Origin of the sequence: Acanthopleuribacter pedis, from assembly GCF_017377855.1 — a bacterium.
Lineage (GTDB): Bacteria > Acidobacteriota > Holophagae > Acanthopleuribacterales > Acanthopleuribacteraceae > Acanthopleuribacter > Acanthopleuribacter pedis.
This window is the reverse complement of sequence record NZ_JAFREP010000006.1, coordinates 384,993-404,698: the sequence shown is the minus strand read 5'-3', so window position 1 is coordinate 404,698 and position 19,706 is coordinate 384,993. Positions and strand designations below refer to the sequence as shown.

Annotated in this window: 12 protein-coding genes; 8 read left to right on the top strand and 4 right to left on the bottom strand. The window is 55.6% G+C overall.

Translation table 11 applies throughout. From position 1 onward, the window contains the following. The first annotated feature begins 473 nt into the window (after positions 1-473). The 4 genes from J3U88_RS09420 (at position 474) to J3U88_RS09405 (ending at position 7,887) form a co-directional block, all read left to right on the top strand. Positions 474-1,847, top strand: a complete 1,374-nt coding sequence (locus J3U88_RS09420; RefSeq protein ID WP_207856604.1) for a radical SAM/SPASM domain-containing protein — start codon at positions 474-476, stop codon at positions 1,845-1,847. Positions 1,848-1,943: 96 nt separating this feature from the next. Next, positions 1,944-3,119 (top strand): HlyD family secretion protein, encoded by a 1,176-nt coding sequence (locus J3U88_RS09415; protein ID WP_207856603.1) that lies wholly within the window; start codon positions 1,944-1,946, stop codon positions 3,117-3,119. Further along, positions 3,116-5,752, top strand: coding sequence for an ATP-binding cassette domain-containing protein (locus J3U88_RS09410; protein WP_207856602.1), 2,637 nt, complete (start codon positions 3,116-3,118; stop codon positions 5,750-5,752). The genes J3U88_RS09415 and J3U88_RS09410 overlap by 4 nt, the downstream gene beginning before the upstream one ends. Continuing rightward, complete coding sequence (locus J3U88_RS09405; protein WP_207856601.1) at positions 5,749-7,887, top strand: ATP-binding cassette domain-containing protein; 2,139 nt, start codon at positions 5,749-5,751, stop codon at positions 7,885-7,887. The genes J3U88_RS09410 and J3U88_RS09405 overlap by 4 nt, the downstream gene beginning before the upstream one ends. On the opposite strand, the gene J3U88_RS35280 is transcribed toward J3U88_RS09405, so the two are convergent. Continuing rightward, entirely contained in the window at positions 7,871-8,173 is a 303-nt protein-coding gene (locus J3U88_RS35280; protein ID WP_423842028.1) for an IS66 family transposase, read from the bottom strand. The genes J3U88_RS09405 and J3U88_RS35280 overlap by 17 nt on opposite strands. Before the next feature lie 132 nt (positions 8,174-8,305). On the opposite strand from J3U88_RS35280, the gene J3U88_RS34230 reads away from it, so the two are divergent. The 4 genes from J3U88_RS34230 to ltrA all read left to right on the top strand — a co-directional run bounded on the left by J3U88_RS34230 (position 8,306) and on the right by ltrA (position 15,302). Further along, positions 8,306-10,411: a P-loop ATPase, Sll1717 family gene (locus J3U88_RS34230; RefSeq protein ID WP_243435758.1), complete on the top strand. Its 2,106-nt coding sequence runs from the start codon at positions 8,306-8,308 to the stop codon at positions 10,409-10,411. Between the two features lie 312 nt (positions 10,412-10,723). Next, positions 10,724-11,224 (top strand): DUF6283 family protein, encoded by a 501-nt coding sequence (locus J3U88_RS09390; RefSeq protein ID WP_243435757.1) that lies wholly within the window; start codon positions 10,724-10,726, stop codon positions 11,222-11,224. Between the two features lie 172 nt (positions 11,225-11,396). After that, complete coding sequence (locus J3U88_RS09385) at positions 11,397-12,839, top strand: pentapeptide repeat-containing protein (protein WP_207856598.1); 1,443 nt, start codon at positions 11,397-11,399, stop codon at positions 12,837-12,839. Between the two features lie 1,062 nt (positions 12,840-13,901). Further along, entirely contained in the window at positions 13,902-15,302 is a 1,401-nt protein-coding gene (gene ltrA, locus J3U88_RS09380) for a group II intron reverse transcriptase/maturase (protein ID WP_207856597.1), read from the top strand. 73 nt (positions 15,303-15,375) lie between these two features. Here the strand turns inward: ltrA and J3U88_RS09375 are convergent, their stop codons facing one another. The 3 genes from J3U88_RS09375 to asnB all read right to left on the bottom strand — a co-directional run bounded on the left by J3U88_RS09375 (position 15,376) and on the right by asnB (position 19,464). Then, complete coding sequence (locus J3U88_RS09375) at positions 15,376-15,882, bottom strand: M48 metallopeptidase family protein (RefSeq protein ID WP_207856596.1); 507 nt, start codon at positions 15,880-15,882, stop codon at positions 15,376-15,378. 122 nt (positions 15,883-16,004) lie between these two features. Further along, entirely contained in the window at positions 16,005-17,579 is a 1,575-nt protein-coding gene (locus J3U88_RS09370; RefSeq protein ID WP_207856595.1) for an MATE family efflux transporter, read from the bottom strand. Then, the gene (gene asnB, locus J3U88_RS09365; protein ID WP_207856594.1) at positions 17,572-19,464 is read right to left on the bottom strand and encodes an asparagine synthase (glutamine-hydrolyzing); all 1,893 of its coding nucleotides are present in this window, start codon (positions 19,462-19,464) and stop codon (positions 17,572-17,574) included. Before asnB ends, J3U88_RS09370 begins: the two co-directional genes overlap by 8 nt. Between the last annotated feature and the right edge of the window lie 242 nt (positions 19,465-19,706).

Below are 19,706 nucleotides of genomic sequence, written 5' to 3'. Positions count from 1 at the left end.
GACTACTTGACTTTAATTTTCGTTTCGATCAGGATAGAAGGCCTTACACGAGAACGCATTTTTCGTTTTTTCGTAAAACGCGTTCGCTGCTGGAAACCCAATCGCTTGCCTTAGACTTAGCTTGTACTTGCCTTAAGACTTCAATCTATGGTGCTTAGGCTTGGCTTTCTGTAACCTAGGTCAACTTCTCGCACCGATTTCTTGACCGCAGGTCGCCCCGCTCATGATGACGGCCAGCGAAAAGTTAAGGGAAAAATCACTTCAGAAGGACGCATACCGGACATTGGCGCGCTAAAAATACGCACCGAAAACAAACATCAGGCTCATTTTTACAACCGACAAAACAATGCCACCTTTACTGATATATGTGTTTTTTCTAAGGCTAACGTGTTCACACCACCCCCACCTTCTCCACCCTCGCGAACCGGTTCTCCCCGCGTTCCGCGCCAAAAATTTTGTTTCAAGGAGTCGTCATGGTTTTTACCGATCCCGTCGCCAACCCGGCCGCCGAGGCCGACACTTCCGGCAGCTACCAACGCACCACCTACGCGGTGTGGGAAATCACCCTCAAGTGCAACTTGGCCTGTGCCCACTGCGGTTCACGTGCCGGCGACAGCCGTGTCGATGAGTTGTCCACCGCCGAAGCATTTGACCTCATCCACCAGATGGCCGATCTCGGCATCAAAGAAGTCTCCCTCATCGGCGGCGAGGCGTTCCTGCGCAAGGATTGGCTCGATCTCGCCACCGAGATTACCCGCGTCGGCATGCGACCCACCATGACCACCGGTGGTTTCGGCATCTCCGAACGCACTGCCGAACGCATGGCCGAGGCCGGCATTCGCGGCGTTTCGGTTTCCGTCGACGGCCTGGAAGCCGTTCACGACAAGCTGCGCGGTCGTAAAGGCTCGTGGAAACAAGTCTTCCAAACCTTGGCCCATTTCCGCAAAGTCGGCATCCCCTTTGGTTGCAACACCCAAATTAACCGATTGAGCGCGCCTCAATTTCCCTTGCTGTACCAAACCCTGCTCGACGCGGGTGTTAGCTTCTGGCAAATTCAGCTCACCGTCCCCATGGGGAACGCGGTGGAATCCAACCAAATTTTGATGCAGCCCTGGGAACTGGTCGACCTTTACCCCATGCTGGCCTGGCTTTCCAAAACCGGCCACGCCGAAGGCCTCCAAATACAACCGGGTAACAACATCGGTTACTTCGGCCCCTACGAACGCGCCATGCGCGGCGTTCGCTTTAAGGACAATCAGAACGTCTTCTACACCGGGTGCAACGCCGGTTTGCAAGTCATCGGCATCGAGGCCGACGGCAGCATCAAAGGCTGTCCCTCGCTCCCAACCAACGCCTACACCGGCGGCAATATCCGCGAGAAAAAACTGGAAGACATTTTCTACAATGCGGAAGAACTCAAGTTCAACGAAAACGCCGGCACCCCGGAAGGAACCGACCATTTGTGGGGCGGCTGTAAAGGATGCGAATTTGCCGAATTGTGCCGCGGCGGCTGCAACTGGACCGCTCATGTCTTCTTCGGCAAACGCGGCAACAATCCCTACTGCCACCACCGCGCCTTGAAACAAGTTGCCAACGGTCAACGGGAACGTTTTTCACTCAAAACCGGCGCAGCGGGCCTTCCTTTTGACCACGGTATCTTTGACATGGTGACAGAACCCTTCAATGCACCCTATGATGATCCCCTTGCCTTCTCCCTGGACAAGGTCCAATTCCCCGAGCGTTTGGTCGCTTCCTACGAGGGCAACCTCCTGGCGGGTCTCAAAGAGCACCGCGATAAGTACCTCAAATACTACGCCGAACGGTTCCCACTCGCCCAACCCGTTTAAGCCGCGGGCGTTCGGTGACGGATCAACCGGTCCGTCGCCCCCGCAACGTGCGTCGCCCCGCACGTTGTGACAACGCAAGCCAAGGTCACCCCAACCATGTCTACCCCGTTTAAACAAACCACCCGCGCCCTCAACCGTGAACGACACCGATTGGTCGGCGGCCTTGCCGTCGCGCTTTTCCTGTTGGCCGGGCTTTGGATTTGGTGGTTTGGCGCCGGCGCCGTGCCCGTGCATCGCCAAGGCAATGCACGGGTTGTCGCCGTGGCCGAACCCCATGTGATCACCGCCCATCGCAACGGTCGGGTCGCCGAACACCAGCTCCAACTCAACCGCCGTGTGCAACGCGGCGACCTCTTGCTGCGGCTGGACCAGACCGCCGTTCAAAAAGCGCTGGAACAAACGGAAGCCGATCTGGACCTACACCGCCAGACCCTGGCGCAAATTACGGCCGCGGCGCAACGACAACAGGTGCTTGCCCGGAAAGCCTTGGAAAGCGCCGACTTGCGTTTACAACAAGCCAAACTCGCCGTTGAACGCCACGAGCTCCGGTTGCAGGCGGCGGAAGATAAGCTGGCCCGCTACCGCCCTCTGCGTCAGCGCGGTGAAATCGCCGAATTGGATTTTGCAGAAATGGAACAAGCCGCGCGCGAAGCTCGTCAAGAGGGCGACCAACTGCAGCTCACCCAACAACTGCGCGCGAGTGAACGGGCACAAGCCAAAACCGAGGCCGACAACCAGGCGGGCGAACTGGCACGCCGGCGCGACCAAGCCGAACGCGATATTCGCAGCGCGGCCTCCGAACAACAACGGCTGACCCACGAGGCGGCCCAATATGTGGTAACCGCGCCCGCGGACGGCGTATTGGCCGAGGTACGCCCCTTACAAAACGACGCATACGTGGAGGCGGGTCGCGAATTGGGTCGCTTGTTAACCGAGCAAACCCTCATGGTCCGCGCCTGGTTCCATCCCGCCGACGCCGTCGGCCGCATCAGCGCCGGCGACAGCGCGGAAATGCGCCTCGACGGTTTCCCCTGGCTGCAATACGGCAGCCTGACCCTGCGCGTGCGCGAGGTCGCCGGGGAATGGCGCAATGAGCGCGTGCGCATTGATTTCGACATCCTCGCAACCCCGCCGGGTATCCCGCTCCAACACGGGCTCCCCGGCCAGGTGCTCGTGCGTGGCGAAACCGTCACCCCGCTCCAGATGCTCCTGCGCACCGTGGGTGGCCGACGCGCCGCCCAACAACCCACCCGCTCGGAACCGCAACCATGAAGCGCCGTTTCTTGGTGCCGGAAATCGTCCAATCATCCCAAATGGATTGCGGCCCGGCGGCATTGTCGGCCGTGCTCAATGGGTTTGGCCTCGATGTGGGTTTTGGGCGCATGCGCGAGGCTTGCCAAACCAGCGTCGACGGCACCAGCATCGACACCCTCGAGGAAGTGGCCGTCGCCCTGGGCCTGCCCGCCGAACAAATGATGTTGCCGGACGACCATTTACTGCTGCCCGACACCGATCTCCTCCCCGCCCTCGCGGTGGTCTCACTGCCAGGCGGCGGCCATCACTTCATTGTGATTTGGCGCAGGCACGGGCGCTGGTTCCAAATTATGGATCCCGCCCACGGCCGCAAATGGGTCTCCGCCCGACAACTCAAGCGCCAACTCTACCAACACCGCCACGCCCTGAGCCACGCCGATTGGTTCGCCTGGGCGCGCACCTCCAAACATTTTGTTTTTCCCCTCATCCAACGCCTCACCGCGCTGGGGTTTAGCAAGGACGCGGCCCAGGTTCAGGTCGTCGAGACCCTGCAAAACGAGGATTACCGCCCGTTGGCGACACTCGACGCCGCCACCCGCTGCGTGCGCGCCCTCAAATCCGGTGGTGCCGTTCGCGCCAAGTCGGCCGCAAAACGTCTGATCAGCCGCCTCTACGAACGCGATTTGGCCGGGGACAGCCTGGGAACCTGCATCCCGGAAGCCTATTGGTCGGTGAACACCGCGCCGCAAGACACCCACCTGATGATGCGCGGCGCCGTGTTTATCAGCTTCCAACCGGGAACGCTTGATGAGGCCGAAAACGAACCCAGCGAAACGGATACCGCCTTGCGCCGCGCCGTCGGCGAGAAGGAACCCGCCGTCGCCGGCCTCCTGTGGCAAACCATCCGTGCCGACGGTTGGTGGGCCCCGCTCACCATTCTTTTTTTGGCGTTGCTGCAGGCCGGCGGTGTTTTGTTCGAAACCCTACTGTGGCGCGGCCTGATGGAGATCGGCAACGGGCTACCGCTGCCCGAGCAACGGCTCGCGGGCGGCATGGTCCTCTGGTTGTTTGCGGTCACCCTGCTCTTGCTGCAAATCCCGCAAAAAGTGGCCCAGTTACGCATGGGGCGAAACCTCGAAACGCGGCTCCGCGCCGCCTTTTTGGCAAAAATCCCCCGTTTGGGTGAACGTTACTTCCACGGCCGCCTGACCGGGGACATGGCCGAACGCAACCACATGTTGCACCACATCCGCGGCTTGCCGTTGATGGTCACCCGCCTGATTTCAGCCGTGTGTGCCCTGGTTTTCACCTGCGGCGGCGCTATTTGGCTGGCCCCCCATCTCGCCGGGCCCATTCTTCTGGCCGGCATCACCGCCGCCCTGTTGCCGCTGGGCATTTACCCCTTGCTCGCCGAACGCGACATGCGGGTCCGTGCCCACGAGGGTGCACTCAGCCGTTTTTATCTGGACGCGCTCAAGGGTGCCGCACCCATCCGCGCCCACGCCGCGCAAGGCGCCGTCACCCGCGAACACGAGCGCCGCCTGACCGCCTGGGTCCAAGCCGCTTACCAGCTGCTCACCGCCTCAACCCTTACCCGCCTGCAAAGCTTGGTCGGCGTCGCGCTCACCTTTTGGATCGTCAGTCGGCAGGTCCAGATTCAGCAGGACGGCACCTTGCTCCTGCTGATTTACTGGCTGTTGCAAATCCCCGACCTCGGCCAACAAATCGCCGCCGCCGTAAGCGCCTTACCCGCTTACCGCAGCACCACCCTGCGTTTTATGGAGCCGCTCGCCGCCCCCGACGAACACCACCAACCGACGGCAACCGAACCCCATCAGCCCACCGACACGCGCGGCCCCGCCCTGCGCTTTGAGGCGGTGGCCGTCACCCTCGGCCGCCAGGCCGTTTTGAGCGGGGTCAATCTCGACATCCAGCCGGGCGAACACCTGGCCTTGGTCGGCCCGTCCGGCGCGGGGAAATCCAGCCTGCTCGGTTTGTTGCTGGGCCGCTATCCCGTCAGCGAGGGCGCCGTTTGGGTGGACGGCACCCGGCTGGACAACGAAGGTTTGCCCGGTTTGCGCCGCGAAACCGCGTGGATCGACCCGGCCGTCACCCTCTGGAACGATACCCTGCTCAACAACCTCACCTACGGCAACGAACCCGAACCCGTCCCCTTGGAACCCGTCCTCGAGGCCGCCGAGCTGATGCCGATCCTCGACAAACGCAACCAAGGCCTGCAAACCCAGATCGGTGAGGCCGGCACCCGTCTATCCGGCGGCGAGGGCCAGCGCGTGCGCCTCGGCCGCGGCTTGCTGCGCCGCAACGCGCGGCTTATTTTGTTGGACGAGGCCTTCCGCGGCTTGGATCGCGCCACCCGCGCCGCCAAGTTGCGCATGGTGCGGGCATGGTGGCCGCAAGCCACGCTGATATACGTCAGCCACGACCTGGATTCTACCCTGTCCTTCGACCGCGTGTGTGTCATTGAAGGCGGCCGTTTGGTTCAGGACGGATCGCCCGAGCAACTGCGCAACCAACCCGGCCCCTACCAACGCCTGCTCCGCGCCGAACAGGAACTCATGGACAGCTTGTGGGCCGACCCCGATCAGCGCCGCCTCCGTTTGGTGAACGGTAAATTGGAGGCGCAACCATGACGCCCGATGAACTGGCCCGTCACGGTTGGCCCGCCGCCGAGTTGGACAACGCCGTGGCCGCCCTCGCCGCGCAAAGCGGCCTACCGCAAAGGCTTGACGCGGTAACGCTGGATGCGGCGGCCCTCGCCGGGAACGCCGAACCGGTCACCAATGAAAACCTCGACCGGATCATCCGCCAAGCCGCCGCGGGCCGCGGCCTGCAAGCCGAACGCCTCAGCGTCGGGTACGGTGACGTCGAGGACCTGCTGCGTTTCGCCGGGCCCGCCTTGTTTGTGTATCCCCACGAAAACCAGCCGTACCTGCTGGCCCTCGCCGGCGGCAACCACCGCTTTCTCAAGGTCTTGAGCCCTGACGGCCGCCTACTCAAGGTCAAAACAGAAAGCGTGCTGCCGCTGTTCGCCTGGAAGGTGGAGGCCCCCTTCCGCGTCGCCACCGAACAACTGCTTCACGAGGCCGAGATTCAAGGCGCCGACCGAGAACGCATCCAACAACGCCTGCTCAAAGAAACCTTGGCCGACTCGCGCATTCAATCCTGCTGGATGCTGCGCCTCAACGATACCGCGCCCCTTCCCGCCCGCGCCGCCGCCACGCGCCTGGGTTCGCGGCTGGCTTTGTTCCTAACCACCCACTTCATCCAATACTTTTTATTGATCCAGGCCTGGAAATGGATCGGCGGCGCCTCGCTCACCGGCCAAATCGACGCCGATACCCTGTGGCCCTGGGGTCTGCTGCTGCTGAGCCAAATCCCCTTAACCATGATGACCCTTTGGTTCCAGGGAACCTTTAACATCGGGGCCGCCCAAATCCTCAAACAGCACCTGCTCCAGGGCGCGCTGCACCTGGACGCGGACCACCTCAAAAAAATGGGTTCCGGGAACTTCCTCGCGCGCGTGCTCGAATCAGACGCGCTGGAGAGCCTCGTCATCAACGGCGGCTTGACCGCGCTGCTGTGTTTCGTCGACCTCGGCTTCGCCGCCTGGGTGTTGGCCCACGGCCCTCAAGCCGGCCTGCTCACCGCGTTGCTGCCGCTGTGGGTCGGGTTCGGCGGCATGCTCATCGCCCGGTATTACCATCGTTGCCGCCACTGGACCCATCTCCGCCTCAAACAATCCCACCAACTCACCGAAAAAATGTTGGGCCATCGCACCCGCTTGATCCAAGAGATCCCGCACCAATCCCACCAGCAAGAAGACCGCTTCTTGGCGGAAACCCTCGCCGCGGGAAAAGCCATGGACCGGATTTCGCTGTGGCTCGACCTGCTGCTCACGCGCGGCTGGATGGTCGCCGCCCTCGCCGCCCTGCTCCCCATCCTCTTCCAGCCGGGCCTCAACCCACTGGGTATCGCCGTCTCACTTGGCGGCATCCTTCTGGCCGTGCGCGGGTTCACCCAATTCAACGCGGGTTTCACGAGCTTGGTCCAGGCATGGATCGCTTGGCGCGAGGTGCGGCTATTGGTGGCGGCCCCGCCCGACGCGGTCCCCATCGCCGACCCACGCACCCAGCAGGCCGACACCAACCCAAGCGGCAACCTGGTCAACATGCGCGACATCCACTTCCGCCACCAACGCGCCCAAGCCGCCGTCCTGCAAAACCTCCACCTGCAGATCAAACGCGGCGAACGCATCCTCATCGAAGGTCCCAGCGGCAGTGGCAAGTCAACCTTCGCCGCCATCCTCGCCGGCCTGCGCGACCCCAACGGCGGCTTGTTGCTGCTCAACGGCTTCGACCGCGCCACCCGCCGCGATCAGGATTGGCACCGCCGCATCGCCTTGGTCACCCAATTCCACGAAAACCACATCTTCTCGGCCTCACTCGCCTTCAACCTGCTCATGGGCCGCGCCTGGCCACCCCAACACGCCGACTTACAGTTGGCCGACCAAATCTGTCGCGAGCTGGGCCTGGGCGACCTGCTCGACCGCATGCCGGCGGGCCTGCAACAAATGGTCGGCGACACCGGCTGGCAACTCTCCCACGGCGAGCACGCGCGCGTGTGCATCGCCCGCGCCATCCTGCAAGAACCCGAACTGCTCATTCTGGACGAAAGCTTCGCCGCCCTCGACCCGGAAACCCTAACCCTGGCCCACACGGCAATCTCCAACCGCATCGACACCCTCGTCCTCATCGCCCACCCATAACCAAGAACCAAGCAACCGAGCGACTTCGTGTTAGGCTGCTTTGGTCAATAAATGTTTGGGGTCCAGAATTCGGCAGCCCGCCACGCACAGCCCACATGTAAGACGGCGTGGTGTTTAATCGGTCTTTTTCACCGTAAACCCGGGGCGTTGTTTCATCGATTGGAACATCGTTGCTTTTGAGAAGGTCTTCCTTGAAAGCGTCGACCAAAGCGAGGCAACACTGAGCGACTTTTTGCGACCATTCATCCATCGTCGTTCTCGACAGGAGAATGCCAAGATGTGCCAACTGTTAAAAGAAGCGATTCGCGGCGCGCGCAAGGTCACCCCGCCCTCCCTTGGCTTTATTTTTATGACGCTACAAATGTCTTTTAGAGTAGCTTGATATACCCTGATTTATCATCTTGCTGAGGTTCTTGTTTTGTGGTATTTTTTTGGAAAAAACATCAAGCGGGCCCCTGTGATCAAAAATAACTTCAGAAAAATAAACTCTCTGGGCGACGTTCAAGCAGAGAGAGATTTTGAAATGCTAGATCAAGCTTTTTACGAAACCCCAGAATATAGAACTCTCATTGAAGAGCATACAAGGCGAGTGATTGTCGGTCGTCGGGGGACCGGCAAGAGTGCTCTATTCTACAAGCTTCAAAAACACTGGAGACTAGATAAAAAGGCGGTGATTGTAAGTATATCTCCTAACGAAACCGAAATCATCGGGCTTAGGCCTTTTGTTAATCTTTTTTCTGACAGACAGAAGCACCTAAGGATTGCTAGTAAAATCGCATGGGAATACGCTATTCTGCAAGAGATTATCCTTAACCTTGCATCGAACTATAAGATTCGATCCGACAATGAACTAGCACAGCTTTTAATTGAGGAAAAAGCATGGCGAAAAGAGGGTGATAATATTATAGATAGAATGTTAGGAGCCCTGGACACCCTGGTTGAAACTGACGTAGTTATAGAGAAAAGAATATCAACACTTGCCAGAACCCTTCAAATTAAAGACCTATATCAACTTGTCGCGAAGGCGCTAAATAAGAAGACCTTCTCTCTGCGCATAATCGCGGACAAATTGGACGAAGGTTATGAACCAGACCCTATTGGCATTTCTATTTTGACAGGTTTAATTTACGCTCTCGACAGCCTATCCAATCAACTCCCAAGAACGGCAACAACAATATTTTTTCGTGACAATATATTTCGGTCTATTCAGCTCCTTGATCCTGATTATTCCAGAAATGTTGAAGGTGATGTGCTTAGATTACACTGGGACGAATACCAACTTTTCAACATGATTTGCAACCGCTTAAGAGTAGCTTTTGGAATAACACAAGAGAAGAGTCTGAAAGTTTGGGATCAAAAGACGGCCCGAGATCTAAGAGGAAAACAAGGCTTTCGTCGATGCCTTCAATTGACACTGTACCGGCCCCGCGATCTTCTCGTTTTATTAAACAAGGCATTTAATAATGCTTATTCTCACAGTCGAGACGTTATAGTTAATGATGACATAGATAAGACATCAAGGCAAATTTCTTGTTCAAGACTTGAAGATCTCAAGAAGGAATACTTGGAGATCATCCCATGTATCGCGCGCTTGCTTTCGTTATTCTGCAACACAAAAACAACTCTCAACTATATTGAGATTGATGAAATTCTGGCAACGGTTTCTCTTGAATCACTTGAAAAATCAGAAGCCCAAGCGTTTGCCATTCTAAGCGACACAAAGACGATAATTCAGACCTTATACAGTGTAGGTTTCCTTGGTGTTTGGAAAGACAATGTATCTAGCTTTGTCTTTTGTCACGACGGTAAAGACCCTGACTTCTCCGTGAGTCATCAATCGAAGCTATTGATTCACCCATGCTATTGGATTGGTTTAAATATAAAACCTAATGAACACCTTGAAAACACTGAGGAGATCTACGACGAATACGATATACAAGTATCTTCTGAAACGACAGAAATAAGAAAAAGAAAACTTGGCGCAGTCATGCAGGAATTGAACAACATAAAACAAGGAAGGGAAGATGCCGGAGAGTTCGAGGAGTGGTGCCTAAAAGCTATCAAAATTGTTTTCCCTAAAGGGTTACAAAACCCTTCATTGAACCCAAACAAAAACAAAACTCAAAGGAGAGACATTGTTGGCACAAATACGGGCAGCACTGAGCTTTGGAGGCGAATCCTGGAGGATTATCAATCGAGACAACTGATTTTTGAAGTTAAAAACTTTGAGAGGGAACTCGGCCGAGATGAATACAGGCAAATGTTGTCATACCTGTGCTCGCAGCATGGGAACTTGGGTTTCATCATAAACAGAAGCACTAAAGCAGAATTAGAAAAAAACCGCGAACTAAAGTGGGTTCGTGAGCTTTACCACGAACACAAGAAGCTTATTATTAAGCTTCCTGTGATCAAACTTTACAAATGGTTGAGCAAGCTGCGTAACCCTCAAAAACATGATGCTGGCGAGAAGGAGCTTGGCTCAATCCTTGATCTTTATGAACGTAATTACATACGGCTGGATTAATAAAGGTCACCCATCATTCTCTGTGATTGCTTTTTTACAGCCAAAAAACTCGCCTCCTGAATTGCAAGCCTACCAACGAGCAGGAAAAAGCATCCCCTGAATTTCGGATAAGCTAGAACCACGTAAACGGTAGGAGAATCCCATCTTTTAAGATGGTACGAATGGGGTAGCCGGGATCCACCGGCAAAGGCATCGGGTCGTTGGTAACTACGCCAAGAGCCTGGGAGGGGTTAGGCAGTTTCTGGTGTTTTTCCGCCGTTTGTCGAGGTAGGATAGCCTCGTCCGACCCATGCTGAGAAAGGGGAATCAACGATGAAAAAATCACCGTGTAGCAACTGCCCTAGGCGAAAAGACAGTGATCCCGACGAATGGCCTCGGCAAAGGCGGCATGAGCTGGTCGCAATCATCGTGGGAGGGTTTCAAATGATGGCCTGCCACAAAACCAAGGAAGACCGGCCAAAGCCATGTGCTGGATATGTCGCGCAGGTCGGCATGGAACGCATCGGACTTCGTCTTCTGTCCACGAAGGGCCTCCTTAATCTAGACGTGTATGCACCCGGCGCGGCCAATCCCCATGAAACCTCCGGCGCCTTGCTTCGCGCCAAGGGCATTGACACGGAGGAAATCAACACCGTTCTTTCGAAAACTGAACGGCAGGGGCATGGGACCCCAAAAGCGCAATCAGCCTCGTTAGAGGAAGAGATAGCGCGGAGAACCGCCCCGGTCGAGGCACTGCTTCCCAAAGCTCCCCGCCTGCTAATTTTAAAAACGATGTTGAGAGCAGGCGGTACCTGTGAATTCCGATACCAGTAGATGGTCTTGAAATGGAAGCGACATTGTTTTCTATGACTACAAGCGAGATTTCCATGAGCTGGCAGGCAGCTACGTTCAACTTCACTTTTCGCTTATCTTGCGATTAACCCGTTCTTCTTAGCTTTCACTCTGAAACTTTAGAAAAGTTCAGACAGTAAGAAAAGGAACACCTTTGGATCAAGAAACAAAAACAAGTTCAAAGAAGTCATTATGGATGCGTTTGGGTTTAAAAGTCTCAAGCCCTGATTTGATTACAGGTGTATTTCTTGGAATTGGCTTAGTTATAACAGCTCAAGTGCTTTTTACTTTTGATATCGCTATTGATGTATTAGTGGTAGCCGCTGGCATTATCGTTGTTTTTTTTGTAGGAGCATTCTCCGGCTACTACCTGTTTAAGCACTATTCTTCAAAAGCGATTAAATCAATACCTGAAAACCCTGAAGAAATACAAGATTTAGTTTTTGAAATTGCGACTTTTTCGGCCAAGATATCTTCAGGCAAATATAATGAAAAAGATAAAGAACTTTTAAAAAAAAGGTTGAACAAAGGATCTCCATTTTTTTATTCTTTGTGCCAAGCAATTTGGGCTGCTGTTTTACGAGCGGTTGCATTTGGACGCCTTGTGGCAATCCTAGGTGGCGTGGTTAGTTTTTCAATATTTCTGGCGACCTATATGCAAGTCGAAAAATTAGAAATTCAAAATAAGTTAATTGAGACATCAAACCATCTTCAGGAAGCATCTCGACGAGCTTTGCTAGTTAGCGAGATCCAGGAAATCAATCTAGAGTTAAGTGCGTATTCTTCTAATGGTAAAGATAACATCAAGCTTTCTCTTGCGACATTAGAAAATATTGCTAACCTTTCAGCGGGACTTCGCCCATACCGGTTCTTGGAGTATGGAGAACCAGATTTCTACAAGTCAGTTGGGATTGTAACACCAATACAGGGGGCAGGACTTTTATCCAAAAAAGCATTGAGTCCCGAGAGAGGAAGGTTGTTGCTTCGGGTTCTACGATTAAATCCTGAAAACCTATCCGAATTTGCTGAAGTGCGACCAGATTTTTCTTATTCTGATTTTCGCGGGTTTCAAATATCCCATCTAAATTTCAGTGGCTTAGTAATGAACAGTTCTGATTTTCGAGATTCAGAAGGTTTTACAGCGGTTTTCAATAGTTCTCAATTAGACTATTCAAACTTCACTGGTGCCGAGTTAATTGGTGTTGACTTCACGCCATCAGAAAAACAAATATCTTCTCTTCGCTATCCGCACACAAATCTTCGTGGCGCAATTTTTGTTAACGCACGATTAAATCATGCAAAATTTGATAAGGCAGATTTAGAGGGTGCTGATTTCTCTAATTCAGTTTTATTTGGAGCAAGCTTTAATAATGCAAATTTGCGTAATGTTAACTGGGAGGGAGCTGCGGTTTTTCAAGCTGACACAGTAGATAATCAGGAAAAGGCAATTGACGATTTCGAACGAATAATTGACTTACTCCCATTAGAGGATCAAGCAAAATGGATTTACTCGTTTCGTTACCCAGATGCTGATCACAAATATCTCGGTGATGATGGAGATGACACAGTGTATTTATTTTTCTCAAAAAAAATGTAATGAAGAATTGAAATATAACAAGGCACTTGGTAGATCGGATGTTTTGATCAGCCCAGGGCGTTAACCTTTTTCTTCTACCCTTCGCGGTGTCAACAAGCTAACGGCCTGCATGTGCCCAGCAACCCAGCATGGCCGCCACTTACGCGGAAGCCTTAACCCAATCAACAATTAACTCTTGGGCCGGCGAACATACCGAGGTGCTGCGGGGGAGGGCTGTGCAATCTGCAGGCAACGCCCTTTTTGGCTTTGTGCCGCGTTCTTCGGGGAATTTCTTTCGCCGGTAACTGAAAGTGGCCTATTTGAGACAATGGTTTTCCCCGCGAGAACCTCGACGCCTCCCAACGTTGAATCCGTTGCTTCCATTGAGCCCCCTTCGGGCTGCTGGTTTCAAGCATTTCAGCTTCGCGCATGAGCAACCTCCTGAACGCCTTTTTTGACCAGGTCGCTTACCTACTAAAAGATGCAGTTCCCCTCGCGTTTACCATGTGAGTACCGGAGGCATAGCTCCTTTTGGCGGCTATCAAGGGTGAAACAACTTTTTTAAATTCGTGTCAGGGGATTTGGGTGAGCCGCCGTATCCGCTTCATGACAGGCGTTCCGCCTTTCAATGATTGCAAGCACCATTTATAGCGAAGGCCTCGGCCTTCGCTTTTTTTTGGTGTGCCCGGCAGGGCACACTCACTTGAGGGTTCAAGTCCCTTACAGGCCCGTCAGGGGGAACTGTTAGCCGAACGGCAAGGGTGCTCGTCGCGAGGCGGGATCTGAAGGAAGCCGAAGGCAAAACGCTGACCCGACGTACAGGAATCCCATCAGGCGGTTGCATGGGATGAGAAGGCCAATATCTTCAAAGTCCGATACCTGAACGGAACATGTCGCCGTAAATGCGGCGGGTATAAGCGTGGAGGTGGGTGTGCATTACCCGGGGAGGCCTGTCGATCTGCCTTGTGCTACTAATCTCGTAAGGGGTTGGGATGGATCGGCAGGAGTCAGCAGAAGGCATAGTAGGTCAGGCGACCTGACTGAAGGCCGGAACAGTTCATTTAGCATGGAGCCTTGATTTCGATGAAACGTGAAGCAACAGAATGTCGTGATGAGAAACACGACCCCACGCTGGAGAGTAGCGGCCGGAAGCCGCGAGGGCAAAGCGGCGGGGTGGCAAACGTGCCGGTACTCAGGGAATACTACATGCGGAAGGCAGAAGGACTACTTAAGAGAGTGGTCGCAAATGAGAACATGCAAACGGCACTGGCGCGGGTGAAGAAGAACAAAGGTGCGCCGGGCGTCGACAGAATGACTGTCGACGAACTGGACACCTTTCTCGCACGCAACTGGCCGAGCATTAAAGAAGAGCTTCTGGATGGGCGGTACAAGCCGAAACCGGTGAAAAGGAAAGATATCCCGAAACCGGGGGGCGGCACGAGGGTGCTGGGTATCCCAACCGTTTTGGACCGGCTCATCCAGCAAGCGATTCACCAAGTGCTCCAACCGATATGGGAACCGCTCTTTTCAAGTTCGAGCTACGGCTTTAGGCCGAGGAGAGGCGCCCACCAAGCGCTGATCGCGGCCAAAGCCCACGTTACAGCCGGGCACCGATGGATCGTGGATATGGACCTGGAGAAATTTTTCGACAAGGTCAACCACGACGTATTGATGGCACGGGTAGCGCGTCGTATCGATGACAAGCCGCTCTTGAAACTGATCCGTAAGTTTCTGACGGCAGGCATGATGGTGGGAGGACTTGAGACGCAACGGGTAAAGGGAACTCCGCAAGGCGGGCCGTTGTCGCCGCTGCTGTCGAACATCCTCCTCGACGATCTGGACAAAGAGCTTGAACGAAGAGGGCACCGGTTCTGCCGCTACGCCGACGATTGCAACATCTATGTGAAAAGTCGAAGAGCGGGAGAGCGGGTCATGGAAACGGTCACCTACTTTCTTGAGGCTAAGCTTCGTTTGAAGGTGAACCGAGAGAAAAGTGCGGTAGACCGACCCTGGAAACGGAAATTTCTCGGGTATAGCATGACGGCCCACAGGAAGCCGCGACTGAAAGTGGCCAAAGAAAGCATCCAAAGGTTCAAACAGGAACGGAAACGCGATTTCCGTAAAGGACGAGGACGCAACCTGGAAGCCTTTATGCGCGAATTAGCGCCAAAGCTTCGGGGGTGGGTCGCGTACTACAAACTGGCTGAGGTCAAGGGTGTCTTCGAGGAACTGGACGGATGGATTCGTAGGCGACTACGAACCATTCTATGGCGGCAATGGAAACGCCCGTTCAAGCGATATACGATGCTGCGTAAAAGGGGAATTCCCGAAGAAACGGCAAGGAAATCAGCTTGGAACGGACGTGGACCTTGGTGGAACTCCGGGAAAAGGCACATGAACTTTGCTTACCCGGCAGACTACTTTATTGGACGTGGGCTCATCTCACTTTCTCTGTACAAACTCAGTCTGGGAAGAATGAAATGAACCGCCGTGGTACGGAACCGTATGCCCGGTGGTGTGGGAGGACGGCGGAGGGCAACCCCGCCTCCTACCCGATTTACCAGAGGTCTTCGCCCTTCTGATCTCGGAAGGTTAAGTACAGGCGCAGATCGAACTCGAGTTGGTGGTAATCCGGCTCCATATGTTCGCACAACTGGTAAAAGGCCTTGTTGTGATCCGCTTCCTTAAAATGCGCCAATTCGTGAACCACGATCATGCGCAGGAAATCCTCCGGCACCTTTTTAAACAACGCATCGATCTGAATCGCGCGTTTGGCCTTGAGTTTGTTGCCCTGCACCCGACTCGCGCGCGTATGCACCCCCAGCGCATTGCGCATCACATCAATTTTTTCGCTGTACACCACCTTGCTCAAGGGGCCGGATCGCCGCATGTAGGTATTTTTCAAATCCAGGGTGTATTGCGACAACGCCTTGGGCGAACGAATTTGGTGCGCCTCGGGATACCGCTCCATTAAATAAGCACCCAACCGATCTTGGGCGATGAGCCGTTGCACTTTTTCCAATAAGGCGGGGGCATAACCGCCCAAATACTGCAGCGTTTCCATGATTTAACCTCACCCCGCCATTCTAACCCGGCTCGCGCAACCGCTCGAGAAAGGATTCCCGTGCAACCACCGCGGCCACTTAACAACCAGTCCACAACCTCACCCATCGCGCCGTATAAACATTAACCCGCTTGGTCCGTTCCCGATGTGAAACGGGCCAAGACCCGCTTTTGAATGCGACCCCGCAAACCCGCATCCACCAGCAGGAACCAGGAAGACAGGGCGTACAAACCCAGGTGCGCCGCAACGGCAAGCAGAAATCCCCAGGGCGCGGGTAGCGCCAAGGCACGCACTGCGAACAACCCGGCGACACCGCAACTCACCGGGCCGAGGACCCGCGCCAAAGGTGCCAAAATCTGGGCCGGCCGCGAGCCGCTCCAACGCGCCAGAACATAAACAAAGGCGGGTAAACCCAAGCACGGGTAAAACAGCGTGTAGGGAAAGCTAAGGCTGTAGAACCGCAACCATTCCGGGCCAAACAGCGCGAGCAACAGGGATGCCGGAATGCCGAACCCGGTAATCAGCAGCAGGGCGCGCGCGTAGCCGGCCGCGCGGCCGGCACCGATCAAGAGTTTGATCCAGCCGTCGGCGATGCCGGTAAACATGGCGCCGAACGCGAATAGCCGAATCAGGTTGGCGGTTAACCCATAATCGATCTCGGGATTGGCCTCGGCCGGCCCAATCCACAACTGCAGGATCTGTTGCGGATAGAGCATCAGCAGGGGGAACACCGACATCACGGCCCAGGTATGGGCCAAGCCGGCGTAATAGAGCAGCTTGCGAATGCCTTCGTCGCCGTGGGCCACGCCGAAACGCGCCGAGATGGTGTCCAACCCGCCGGCCATGCCGTGGGCGATGATGCGCACGTAGTTCCCCAACTGCAAGGCCAGCCCGAACATGCCGTTGGCGGTGAGGCCGAAAAAGCGGTTCATCAGGACCGAACTAAACACGGTTTGCACCATGAGCGCCACGTTGGCGGCGGTGTTCCAACCGCCCAGCAACAACATGCGTTTCACCACCGCGGTTTCGTACTCGGGATGGAACAACCGCAAGCGCGGTTCGCGGCGATGCACCCGAATCACGGCCGCGAGCAAGACCCCCAAAAACAGCAGTGTCGACAAAAAACCGTAGGCCACAATGCGGTCGGCCTCGCCGGAAAGGTCCATGAAGGTTACCGCCAATGCCGCGCTGGGGAAGGTCACGCGCTGGGCCACCATCCAGGTGTTGACCTCGGCGAAGCGTTCCCAAACGTTGAGCATGTTAAAACTCGGCGCGGACAGCGCAACGGCAACGGTTTGCAGGCCGATACACAGGGCCATAAAACGGGCGGCCCCGTGCAGAGCGGGCGGAATGTCGAACACGGCGTGTAACAAGGCGACAAAAAGGACGATCCCCAGCACCATCACCCCGGCCGTGATCAGGCCGACCCGAATCGCGGCGGCAAAAACGGAGACCAGTGCCTCGGGTTCCTCTTCGCGGTGGTAGGCGGAAACCAGTTCGTGAATGATGGATTGCTGCACCACGTCGGGGAAAAGCCGGAAATACCCAATGGTGGTGCCCAACAGAATCACCACGCTGTAGACCTCGCCGCCAAATTGGAGCAGCAGGCGCACCAGCAGCAGACCGAAAACAAGGTTGGCACCGAAGCGACCAAAGTTGGCAATCACACGCAGGAGGTTGTGGCGCAACTCACCCACAGGCAGCCACCGGCAGCGATCCTTTGATGAACTGTCGATGCCACAACACCATGCTGATCCAGCGGAAAATTTGCGAGGCGTAGTTGGCTTCACCGCGCACGTGTTCGCCGACCATTTTTTCGAGGCGGGCACGATCAAAAATACCGAGATCGCGACATTCCGGGCTGAACAAAATGGGATGCACCACATCCTCGCTGTGCTCGCGCAACCATTGCGCAATCGGCGAGGTGAACCCCATTTTGAAACGGCGGAACAGCACTTCCTCCGGCACATCCGGCCGCATCGCGTCACGCAGGATCTTTTTCCCCAAACCGTCGCGGAACTTAAAGGATCCGGGCAGGGAGAACATGAACTCAACCAGATGCACATCGAGGAACGGCAAGCGAGATTCCAACGCGTGGGCCATGGAAATCGCATCGCCGTAATGCAGCAGGTTCACCAAATTTTGTTCCATCTGCCGCCGCAAATCGCGGTTCACCTGGTCGTAATCGGGATGGGGTTGTTGGAAATCGGGAAAGATCGGTTGACGGTTCCAAGGCCCGATGTACAGACCGCCGTCACCACGCCACCGCTGATAAAGCGGTTGTGCCCAGGGCATCATGCCGCGCATGAAATTGGCGAAATAGGTCTTGGGCCCCCCGCTGCTGCCGATGGACTGCTCTTTTTTGGCGGTTTGGTAGAGGCTGCGCACATCCTGGCCGATTTGGCCGAAGCGGCCGCGACCGATTAAATCACGGAAGTGGGCAAACAGCAGGCGATCCAAATAACCGGCCAAAAGCTCGTCCGCGCCCTGCCCTTCCAGAAACACGGTGACTTTGCGCCGGGCGGCGCCGGTAATGTTCCAATAGGGCAAAATGGCGGGCGAGGCGTGGGGCGATTCGAGATGGTGCAAACACCGCGACAACACCTCGATCACATTTTTGCCTTCCATGGTGATGCCGTTGGCGCGCAGACCGACGGATTCGGCCAACTTGCGCGCATCGGGAAATTCGCTGCGGTAACCCTGCTCGTACACCGAGGTAAAGGTTTCGAGATTGGTGTGCACTTGTGCCGCCAAGCACGCGATCACCGAACTGTCGAGCCCGCTGGAAAGGGCGACCCCGACCGGAACGTCGCTGCGCATGCGCAAACGCACGGCGTTTTTCATGAGGCGGTTCACTTCCTCACAAGCCGCCTCATAGCTGATCTCGCGATTTTGGTGGGTCGGGTAATCCCAATAACGACGCAGCTTCACGCCGTCGCCATCCACGGTTAAATTATGGGCGGGTGGCAAGCGATGTACCTGGCGAAAACAGGTTTGCGGGGATTGCGCGCCGATGCTGCGCCGCATGATCAGGGAAAGCGCGTTCCAGTTGGGCTCGGCGAGGGACGGTTCCACGGCCAACAGCGACTTAATTTCGGAACCGAACAGGAAACGGCCGCCAACCTCGGCGTAATTAAAGGGTTTGATGCCGAAGCGGTCACGGCTACAGAAAAGACGTCTATTGCCCGCGTCCCAAATCGCAAAGGCCCACATTCCGTTGAGGCGATCCACCACGGCTTCGCCCCAGGCGTGGTACCCCTTGAGCAGCACCTCGGTATCGGAGGCGGTTTGGAAGGCGTAGCCTTGTTTCAGAAGTTCTTCGCGCAATTCGAGGTAGTTGTAGATTTCGCCGTTAAAGACCAGCGACAAACCGGCCTCGCGAAAATGGAACGGCTGATTGGAAGCCGCGACCAGATCAATGATGGCGAGCCGTACATGGACCAGCCCCAATTCGGGATCGGGCAAAAAGGTTCCGGCGCCGTCGGGCCCGCGATGGACCATGGCGCGTTGCATGAGATCGAGTTCGCGCTGCACCACGGCGCGGTCGCTGTTGAGGTTAAAAATACCGGCGATGCCACACAAAGTTTCCCTCCGCGCGGGCCAAAGAATGTTAAACAATGAGATAAATGATGGCCGATTATACCCGAGCGAGAATGGACATGGGCGACAATCTCCGATTTCAAAAGAAACGCCGGCTTCCCCACGGGGTGGAATGCCGAATGGGGTGGATTTGCCCTTCGTTTCACAGAAAAAAACCCTGAGCCGGCCGCCGCACGGACATCTTTCAAATTTTTTTTATTTTTTTTCGGACGGTTGGTCGCTTT